The organism is Pseudoalteromonas sp. S3260, assembly GCF_005886925.1.
Taxonomy (GTDB): Bacteria; Pseudomonadota; Gammaproteobacteria; order Enterobacterales; family Alteromonadaceae; genus Pseudoalteromonas; species Pseudoalteromonas tetraodonis.
On the sequence record NZ_PNCV01000061.1, the window covers coordinates 20,443 to 27,463 of the forward strand.

General features: G+C 40.7%; 4 protein-coding genes. 3 read left to right on the forward strand and 1 reads right to left on the reverse strand.

Features of this window, described 5'->3' with window-relative positions:
* The first annotated feature begins 2 nt into the window (after positions 1 to 2).
* Positions 3 to 734, forward strand: a complete 732-nt coding sequence (pgeF, locus tag CWC14_RS11105; protein WP_138562943.1) for a peptidoglycan editing factor PgeF — start codon at positions 3 to 5, stop codon at positions 732 to 734.
* Between the two features lie 96 nt (positions 735 to 830).
* A complete protein-coding gene (clpB, locus tag CWC14_RS11110) occupies positions 831 to 3,407 on the forward strand; it encodes an ATP-dependent chaperone ClpB (protein ID WP_138562945.1) in 2,577 nt (858 codons plus the stop codon).
* Between the two features lie 62 nt (positions 3,408 to 3,469).
* On the opposite strand, the gene CWC14_RS11115 is transcribed toward clpB, so the two are convergent.
* Complete coding sequence (locus CWC14_RS11115) at positions 3,470 to 5,017, reverse strand: methyl-accepting chemotaxis protein (protein WP_138562947.1); 1,548 nt, start codon at positions 5,015 to 5,017, stop codon at positions 3,470 to 3,472.
* Between the two features lie 417 nt (positions 5,018 to 5,434).
* On the opposite strand from CWC14_RS11115, the gene gshA reads away from it, so the two are divergent.
* Positions 5,435 to 7,012, forward strand: coding sequence for a glutamate--cysteine ligase (gene gshA, locus CWC14_RS11120; protein ID WP_076921521.1), 1,578 nt, complete (start codon positions 5,435 to 5,437; stop codon positions 7,010 to 7,012).
* Positions 7,013 to 7,021: the final 9 nt, after the last annotated feature.

Here is a 7,021-nt window from a genome sequence, read left to right on the forward strand (position 1 = left end):
CAATGTTTGGCTTATCAGCTACATGGCAATCTATTCAGGGTGTAGGCACATTGAGTACTACACGGGATGGAGGCGTATCAAAGCCTCCATTTGATAGCTTGAATTTAGGATTGCATGTAGGTGATAACAGCCAAGATGTATTAAATAACAGAGCACGTGTAAATGCTCATTTGCCTAAACCGGCAATTTGGTTAAATCAGGTTCATAGCGCTGATGTAATTACAGTGGATGAGCGATTTGACCCCAACCAAACACTCACAGCCGATGCGCTATACACGCAATTACGCAATCAACCTTTAGCCATAATGACCGCTGATTGTTTACCTATTTTACTCTCATCGAGTGACGGGCAAGAAGTGGCCGCAATTCATGCTGGTTGGCGAGGGTTAGAGCAAGGGGTGATCAACAATACGCTGGCATGTTTTAAAAACGCCCCGTCGAATATACATGCTTGGTTAGGTCCTGCAATAGGGGCTAATCAATTTCAAGTAGGCCAAGAGGTAGTCGAGTTATTTACAGCAAATAACCCTCTAATGCACAGCGCGTTCAAAGCTCAAAATAATGAAAAGTATTTAGCTGATATCTATCTAATAGCAACTATTTTACTTAATCAACAGGGCGTTATAAACATTAGCGGGGGTGAGCATTGCACTGTTTCTCAAGCTAACTTGTTTTTTTCTTATCGGCGCGATGGCCAAACCGGTCGTATGGCAAGTTTGATCTGGCGCAAGTAAATAATCATTAGGTGATTATTTTTCCCACAATACCTTGAACAAACCCGCTAACATACCCATCTATTAAGTAATTCGTTTTTTTATAGGTAAACCCCCATGCGTTTAGATAGATTTACAAGTAAATTTCAGTCTGCGCTTTCAGATGCGCAATCATTAGCACTAGGTCGCGATCATCAATTTATTGAACCTGTGCATCTAATGTACGCTTTGTTAAAACAAAGTGGCTCAAGTGTGCGTGCACTATTTGCACAAATGAGCATCAGCGTTGATGAACTCAACACTAAATTATCACAAGAGATAGAAAAGTTATTTAAAGTGGAAGGCGTTGGTGGCGATGTACAGTTGTCAAATAACATGGTTTCACTGATAAACCTATGTGATAAATACGCCCAAAAACGTAAAGATAAATACATTTCAAGTGAGTTGTTTGTATTAGTTGCGTGTGAAGATAAAGGCCCGCTTGGCAGTGTTTTTAAAGCACTTAACATTACGGCGAGTAAGGTTGAAACGGCAATTGAAGCGATTCGTGGTGGCCAAAAAGTTGACGATCCTAATGCGGAAGAAACACGTCAAGCACTTGAAAAGTACACCATCGATTTAACTGAGCGTGCAGAGCAAGGTAAGCTTGACCCTGTAATCGGTCGTGATGATGAAATTCGCCGCACTATTCAAGTATTACAACGCCGTACCAAAAATAACCCTGTGTTAATTGGTGAGCCAGGGGTGGGTAAAACAGCCATAGCTGAAGGGCTTGCACAGCGTATTATTAATGGTGAAGTGCCTGAGGGCTTAAAAAACAAGCGCGTATTATCACTTGATTTAGGCGCATTAGTTGCTGGTGCAAAATACCGAGGTGAATTTGAAGAGCGTTTAAAATCAGTACTTAATGAGTTGGCTAAAGAAGAAGGCCAAGTTATTTTATTTATTGATGAAATTCATACCATTGTTGGTGCTGGTAAAAGTGATGGCGCTATGGATGCGGGTAACATGTTAAAACCTGCCTTAGCACGCGGTGAACTCCATTGCGTAGGCGCAACCACTTTAGATGAATACCGTAAATACATTGAAAAAGATGCTGCGCTTGAGCGCCGTTTCCAAAAGGTATTAATAGAAGAGCCTTCAGTAGAAGACACCATTGCTATTCTGCGTGGCTTGAAAGAGCGTTATGAATTACACCATTCAGTGGAGATCACCGACCCCGCAATCGTTGCCGCAGCGCAGTTATCGCATCGTTATATTAGTGATCGCCAATTACCCGATAAAGCAATCGATTTAATTGACGAAGCGGGCTCTTCTATTCGCTTGCAAATTGATTCAAAGCCAGAAGCTTTAGATAAATTAGAGCGTCGCATTATCCAATTAAAAATTGAAGATAACGCATTGGCCAAAGAGAAAGATGAAGCAAGTCAAAAGCGCCGTACAGAAATGGTCGAGCTGATCACTGAGCTTGAAGGGCAATACCGTGAACTAGATGAAGTATGGAATGCAGAAAAAGCGTCTTTACAAGGCACGCAGGTTATTAAAGCTGAGCTAGAGCAGGCACGACTTGATTTAGAAGTGGCTCGCAGAGCAAGTGACTTGCAGCGTATGTCTGAACTGCAATATGGACGTATACCTGAGCTTGAGCGCAAACTCGATTTAGCATCACAAGCAGAAATGCAAGAAATGAGCTTGCTTAAAAATCAGGTGGGCGAAGATGAAATTGCAGAAATTTTATCACGTTGGACCGGGATCCCAGTGGCGCGTATGCTCCAAGGTGAACGTGAAAAACTATTACAAATGGAAGAGCAGTTACATAACAAAGTCATTGGTCAAGATGAGGCCGTCGTTGCGGTGGCTAATGCCATTCGTCGTTCGCGTGCAGGGCTTGCTGATCCCAATCGTCCAATTGGCTCGTTCTTATTTTTAGGGCCTACAGGGGTTGGTAAAACAGAACTTACCAAGGCACTAGCAGGCTATATGTTTGATACCGAAAGTGCCATGGTGCGTATAGATATGTCTGAGTTTATGGAAAAACACTCAGTCGCACGTTTAGTCGGTGCGCCTCCAGGGTACGTAGGTTACGAAGAAGGTGGTTATTTAACCGAAGCTGTTCGTCGTAAACCTTATTCGGTTATTTTGCTTGATGAAATAGAAAAAGCGCATCCAGATGTGTTTAATATTTTATTACAAGTCCTTGATGACGGGCGTTTAACGGATGGCCAAGGGCGTACGGTTGATTTTAAAAATACGGTTATCATTATGACCTCCAACTTGGGCTCAGATATCATTCAAGAGCAAGCGGGAAGTAATGACTATGATGAGCTTAAAGTAAAAGTCATGGGCGTTTTACAGAATGAATTTAGACCCGAGTTTATTAACCGAATTGATGAAACTGTGGTATTTCACTCACTTTCACATAGTCATATTAAAGAAATTGCAGATATTCAGTTAAGTAAATTACGTCAACGATTGACAGAGATGGGGTATTTACTTGAGTTGACAGATGCTGCTCTTGAGCGAATTGCTGCCAGTGGCTTTGATCCTGTCTATGGCGCTCGTCCGCTTAAACGGGCAATACAGCAAACCATTGAAAATCCATTAGCACAAAAACTGCTTAATAATGACTTTCAACCAGGTTGTATCATTGTCATTGATGCTAACGAAGACGGCTTAGTGTTTACGAGTCGATAATTTGAGCACAGCAAAAAGCCGCTGTTTACAGCGGCTTTTTTGTTTTTATTTTAGGGCGTTTGTTAAACTTTAAAAGTCAGTAATAAGTCATTCACTTTTCTTGAGCCTTCAACTAGTTCAGCCGCACCGCGTGCTACGCTAAAACTCAATTGTAAATTGTCATCCCCCAAGCCTTTAATCTTTTCAACATTACTACCAATGTCTTTACTTACAACCTGCTGCTGTTCTGCTGCGGCTGAAATATCCGTGGCGAGCTGTGAAATTTCACTAATTTGAATAAAAATACTATCAAGCTCTTGTTGTGTTTGTCCTGTTGTATTAACACAGTCATCGGCTTGTTGTTTTGTGCTCTGCATGATTTTAGACCAGCTAAACAAGGTATCTTGAATTTCTTTAATTGAGCTATGAATTTGTGCTGTGGCGTTTTGAGTTCGTGACGACAGCGCTCTTACCTCATCGGCAACAACGGCAAAACCACGCCCATGCTCACCGGCGCGTGCCGCTTCAATAGCCGCATTGAGTGCCAATAAGTTAGTTTGTTCAGCAATCCCTTCTATTTCACTCATGACTTGGCCAATTTTATCCGCTTCAGAGGCAAGCCCCGTTGCTGTGGCGGCCGCTTGCTCAACTTGTACAGCTAAGTCAGACACCATTTTACTGTTATCTGCAATATGATTCTTGATATCAGAGCAGCTTTGATAAGTAATGCCCACTTTATCAGCCGTGTTATTGGTATTGGTAGAGATTTCACCAATCGTGGTACTCATTTGTGACATGGCTGAAGCAATTTGTTCTAGCTGAGTGCCTTGAGAAGAAATACCTTGCTCGGTCAACGTCGATTGCTGATCTAACCCTTGGGCAATCGAATTAAAACTCAAGGTTGAATCTTTTACCCGCCCTAGTACCGTTCTTAATTTAGCACTGAGCATCTGCTCTCTATACTCACTAATGCTATGTGGGTGCGAGCCACTAAACACATAACGAGATACAGAGTCTGCTTGGCTTTTTTGTTGTTTGAGGGTTGCAGGTGTGATTACCAGCTCATCATAATTTAAAACTAAAATAGCAATACATACTAATAAGTTAATCGCGGCAAGCGAAAGAGAGCCCCACATTGCGACACTGGCTAACCAAATTAAAATACCCGCAATGCTCAAACCTTGTCTTAATGATGTGCGTTCGCGCAAGCTGAATAATGATTTATTAGCGTTAATTTTGGCATAGAGCTTTTGCGCTCTGCGTTTTGCGCGTTGCTCTAATTTTATTCGTACAGACTGATAACCAATAAGTTGGCCATGCTCAAAAATAGGCGTTACAAATGCATCAACCCAATAATAGCGGCCGTCCTTACATAAGTTTTTTACCGCGCCACGCCACGAATGGCCTTGTTTTAAAGTGTCCCACATTTCTTTAAATGCAGCTTTTGGCATATCAGGGTGGCGAACGATATTGTGATTTTTATTTATCAGTTCATCCATCTCGTAGCCTGCGATACTACAAAACTCATGATTGGCATAAGTAATAACACCGCGTAAGTCAGTGGTTGAAACCAACTCTTGGTGTTCTTCGAAGTTAACTTCTTCATCTATTAAGCTTTGATTACGACGCATAGTGACTCTTTATCATTCTTTATTATGGCGGCTATTGTAATTACTAAAACTAATGTACGTTAGTGATATGTGTAAAATAGCAGGAATAAGACATTTTTTTTGATATTTATATGATCTTTAAGCTTAATTGAATTTTTCAGTTATGACAAATTTTTAGGGTTTAACTCTATCTTATCAAAGTGTTTTAAAACGCCATGTTGTCAGCGGGGGGGTATGGCAAATAATATGTAAAAGAAATTGTATATTCGTGGTGGCAATGGCAAGATTGTCTTTTCTAGCGTGAAACAAAGCGTGTTTAAAATCCAGCAAAAACTATATCTAATAAATTCATATAGTTTTTTCATTGTTTAATCTTGAGTAAAGGTAAAAAGACCCCATAACCTCATGATTAAGCCACTTGGCTCGAGGAAACTTTTTTTGACAACTTATAATTTAAAGAACACGCTCAACGCGCTATCTAATGCAGATAATCAACAGGCTATTAAAGGCATTATGCGCGGTATTGAGAGAGAATCATTAAGAATTAATCACGATGGTTCCATTTCAAAACAGGCTCATCCTCAAGGTGTGGGCTGTGCGCTCACCAATGGGCATATTACCACTGATTTTTCTGAGTCTTTACTTGAGTTCATTACACCGGTTAGCGAGTCATCAACGCAAACCTTACAGCAGCTAAAAGATTTACAAAAGTTCACCCTAGAACATATGGGCGATGAATTGTTGTGGCCAATTAGTATGCCGTGCTTTATAAATCATCAAGACGATATTGTATTGGCACAATTTGGCGACTCTAATGTCGGTAAAATGAAAACCCTATATCGCGAAGGCTTGAAGAATCGTTACGGCAGTATGATGCAAGCGATTGCAGGCGTGCATTTCAATATTTCTTTTCCACAAACGCTATGGCAGTCACTGCACTCATTAAAGCAAAGTAATGCGAAACTTGAAGATTTTATATCGGATAGTTATTTGGCGTTAATTCGTAACTTTAAACGCGAACTGTGGTTAATTAGCTACATGTTTGGCGCATCACCGGCATTATGTAGCTCTTTTTTACAAGGGCGTAAAAGCGACTTACCGTTTAAAAAACTCGGTAAAGGCACTTTATATTTGGAAGTGGGTACCGCATTGCGTTTAGGCAACTTAGGCTATACCAATAGCGCACAATCGTCGTTACGGGTAATGTATAACTCATTAGATGAATATGTTGCAGGACTTAAAAAAGCCATAAATACACCTTCAGATATTTACGGCAGTATTGACGATTACACCAGTGCTACGCCAAAGCAATTAAATAAAAACATTTTGCAAATAGAGAACGAGTTTTACTCGCCAATTCGTCCTAAACGTAATGCAAAAAATGGTGAAACGCCCACCGATGCATTGCTAAGAGCGGGTATAGAATATATTGAAATTCGTGCATTGGATGTTAACCCGTTTAGTGAAGTTGGCATTGACTTAGAGCAAATACACTTTTTAGATGTGTTTTTAACTTATTGTTTATTAAAAGATTCAGCGCCTATGGATTGGCAAGAGCAAACTCGTAGCACTGAAAATCTTGATACGGTGGTTAACCAAGGTAGAGAACAAGGCTTGATGCTTAATTTTAATAATGAGCAGCGCAGCCTAGAATCTTGGGGTGATGAAATATTTAGTCAGTTGAGTGATGTTGCTCAGTGGATGGATATTGCTTACGATGTTGACTACTACTCAAACACCATTAAGCGCATGGCGACTTGGATTCATGATCCGGCATTAACGTATTCTGGTCGTTATGTTGAGCAGTTAAAAGCATCAGGGTTAGATAATGGCCACTTTGCACTGTCACTTGCTCAGAAGTACAAACAAAGCCATGAAACAGCAAGTTATACTGAATTTTCAAAATCGTGGCTAGAGCAACAAGCTGCAGAGTCGTACCAAGCCCAAAAGGCAATTGAACAAGCTGATAAACAATCATTTACCGCGTTCTTAGATACGTATTTCAGGGTCTGTTGACCTTTGCGG

What these genes read in the sequence shown, in the direction of transcription:
- pgeF (WP_138562943.1), top strand. Translation starts at nt 3, where the DNA reads ATGTTTGGCTTATCAGCTACATGGCAATCTATTCAGGGTGTAGGCACA.
- clpB (WP_138562945.1), top strand. Translation starts at nt 831, where the DNA reads ATGCGTTTAGATAGATTTACAAGTAAATTTCAGTCTGCGCTTTCAGAT.
- CWC14_RS11115 (WP_138562947.1), bottom strand. Translation starts at nt 5,017, where the DNA reads ATGCGTCGTAATCAAAGCTTAATAGATGAAGAAGTTAACTTCGAAGAA.